This window comes from Sulfuricurvum sp. MLSB, from assembly GCF_000747095.1.
GTDB lineage: Bacteria > Campylobacterota > Campylobacteria > Campylobacterales > Sulfurimonadaceae > Sulfuricurvum.
This window is the reverse complement of record NZ_JQGL01000057.1, coordinates 6,734-9,774: the sequence shown is the minus strand read 5'-3', so window position 1 is coordinate 9,774 and position 3,041 is coordinate 6,734. Positions and strand designations below refer to the sequence as shown.

At 51.1% G+C, this 3,041-nt stretch carries 2 protein-coding genes and 1 pseudogene; all 3 read left to right on the top strand.

What is annotated here, in order from left to right; all coding sequences use genetic code 11:
* Positions 1-785, top strand: a 785-nt coding sequence (locus JU82_RS05315) for a malate dehydrogenase (RefSeq protein ID WP_037947561.1), incomplete at its 5' end; no start/stop codon positions are given.
* Entirely contained in the window at positions 785-2,176 is a 1,392-nt protein-coding gene (gene fumC / locus JU82_RS05310) for a class II fumarate hydratase (protein WP_037947558.1), read from the top strand. The genes JU82_RS05315 and fumC, both read left to right, overlap by 1 nt.
* A gap of 21 nt (positions 2,177-2,197) precedes the next feature.
* Positions 2,198-3,041, top strand: a pseudogene (gene sucC, locus JU82_RS05305) (ADP-forming succinate--CoA ligase subunit beta); the annotation flags it as partial.

The window sequence follows — 3,041 nt, the reverse complement described above, 5'->3', positions numbered from 1 at the left end:
ATACGGTCGTCAGCGTTGCTGAAACGATGGCCGATCTGACGGACTGCGACGTTGTCGTCATTACCGCCGGAAGCCCCCGTTTGCCGGGAATGAGCCGTGATGATTTGTTGATGATCAACGCCAAAGTAACCCGCGAAGTGATTGTTGGGGTGGCAAAATATTCCCCGAACGCGATCGTTATTATGGTTTCAAACCCGCTTGATGCGATGACGTACGTTGCGCTCAAAGACAGCGGATTTGACCGTAACCGCGTTATCGGGATGGCCGGAGTTCTTGACAGCGCCCGCATGGCGGCGTTTATCCAGGAAAAACTCGGATACGGCGGCGGACAGATCCGTGCGTCGGTTATGGGCGGGCATGGGGACGACATGGTTCCGTTGCCGCGTTATTCGACGGTAGCGGGTGTGCCGCTTTCGGACGTCCTGACCAACGAGCAGATTGACGAAATCGTTCAGCGTACACGAAAGGGGGGAGCGGAAATCGTTGCGCTTCTTCAAACCGGATCGGCGTATTACGCTCCGGCAAAAGCGACGGCTATCATGGTCGAAGCGATTTTGAAAGATACCAAACAGATTCATCCATGTGCCGTTTATCTCGAAGGCGAATACGGTTTTAGTGACGTCGTGAGCGGTGTTCCGGTCATGTTGGGAGCCAACGGCGCGGAAAAAATCATCGAAGTGACGCTGAATGATGCTGAAAAAGAGATGTTTGCCCGTTCGTGTTCATCCGTACAGTCGTTGATTGACACGCTCAATGCCAATAAATTTTTTGAAGGAGCCAAATAATGAGTTATCGCATCGAAAAAGATACGATGGGTGAAGTTCGCGTCCCGAACGATACCTACTGGGGGGCGCAGACACAGCGTTCTTTGGAAAACTTCCAAATCGGCGAAGAGAAAATGCCGTATGAAATTACCCGCGCATTTTCCTATTTGAAAAAAGCGGTTGCGTTGGTCAACTGTGATCTGGGGATGCTCAGCAAAGAAAAAGCCGATGCGATTGCTCAAGCGGCCGATGAGATGCTTTCAGGCAAGCTGGATGCGCACTATCCGCTTGTCGTATGGCAAACGGGATCAGGCACCCAATCGAACATGAATAACAACGAAGTATTGGCTTCACGTGCGACTGAAATTTTGGGCGGCGATTTCCGCACCCAAAAACTGGTTCACCCGAATGATGACGTCAATAAGTCTCAAAGTTCGAATGACACGTATCCTACGGCATTGCACGTAGCGGCGGTAATTGCGGTAGAAACGCGTCTTCTTCCTGCGATTGAGCACCTGCGCAAAACGTTGGTTGCAAAATCGGAAGAGTTTAGCGACATCGTCAAAATCGGGCGCACCCATTTGCAGGACGCGACTCCGCTCACGTTGGGTCAGGAGATCAGCGGTTGGGTAGAGATGCTCAATAAGTGCGAAAAAATGGCGAAAGATTCGCTTGAATCGGTTCGCGAACTGGCACTCGGCGGTACGGCCGTCGGTACGGGCCTGAATGCCCATCCGGAACTCGGTACACGTGTTGCGACCAAATTGAGCGAACTCACGGGCCATCAGTTTGTCACGGCTCCGAACAAATTCCATGCCCTGACAAGCCACGACGCACTGGTATTCGCACACGGCGCGCTTAAAGCGCTGGCGGCGGACATGATGAAAATCGCCAACGACGTGCGTTGGCTGGCTTCCGGTCCGCGCTGCGGCATCGGCGAAATCACGATTCCTGAAAACGAGCCGGGATCGTCGATCATGCCGGGTAAAGTTAACCCGACCCAAAGCGAAGCGGTAACGATGGTTGCCTGCCAGGTTATGGGGAATGATGCGTGCATCGGATTTGCAGCAAGCCAGGGGAATTTCGAACTTAACGTATTCAAACCGGTCATCGCATACAACTTTTTGCAGTCGGTACGGTTGCTGGCGGATTCGATTGTATCGTTCAACGACAACTGTGCCGTCGGAATCGAGCCTGTACGCGAGCAGATCGATCATTATCTGAACAACTCGTTGATGCTGGTTACGGCGCTCAATCCGTACATCGGATATGAAAATGCGGCGAAAATTGCCAAAACGGCCCACAAAGAAAACTCCACGCTCAAAGAGACGGCGATCAAGCTCGGTCTTTTGACTGCCGAAGAGTTTGATAAATATGTCGTCCCCGAAGAGATGACAAAACCGATAGCGTAAATCTAAAACAGGAGGAATTGGATGAATATTCACGAATATCAAGCAAAAGAATTATTCAAAAAATACAATGTGCCCACACCACGCGGACACATCGCTTTCACACCCGACGAAGCGGTAAAAGCGGCTCAGGAACTGGGCGGAAGCATTTGGGTTGTCAAAGCACAAATCCATGCGGGTGGACGCGGTCTCGGCGGCGGCGTCAAACTGGCCAAATCAACTGCCGAAGTACGTGATTTGGCAAGCCAAATCCTCGGGATGCAGCTTGTAACACATCAAACGGGTCCTGAAGGTAAACTGGTTCAAAAAGTTTACATCGAAGAGGGTGCAGACATCAAAAAAGAGTACTACCTGGGTATGGTACTCGACCGTGCATCGGAAATGCCGATCATGATGGCATCGACTGAGGGCGGTATGGAGATTGAAGAGGTTGCTCATAAATCTCCCGAAAAAATCATCAAGGTCGCGATCGATCCGTTGACCGGATTTCAATCGTTTCACGGACGCAAACTGGCGTTCGGCCTTGGGCTGGCGGTTGAAGAAATCAATACGTTCATCAAATTCGCTTCTGCGCTTTACAAGGTGTACATGGATCACGATGCGGAAATGATCGAGATTAATCCGTTGATCAAAACGGGAGACGGTAAATTCCTCGCACTCGATGCGAAAATGGGCTTTGACAACAATGCGTTGTATCGCCAGTCTCAAGTCAACGAAATGCGTGATCTGAGTGAAGAAGAGCCGACCGAGATTGAAGCGGGAAAATACGGCCTCAGTTATATTAAACTCGACGGTGACGTCGGATGTATGGTTAACGGTGCCGGTCTTGCGATGGGTACGATGGATACCATCAACTATGAAGGAGGCC

Excerpts from the sequence above, each read along its gene's own strand:
- fumC (WP_037947558.1), top strand. The coding sequence starts at position 785 with ATGAGTTATCGCATCGAAAAAGATACGATGGGTGAAGTTCGCGTCCCG.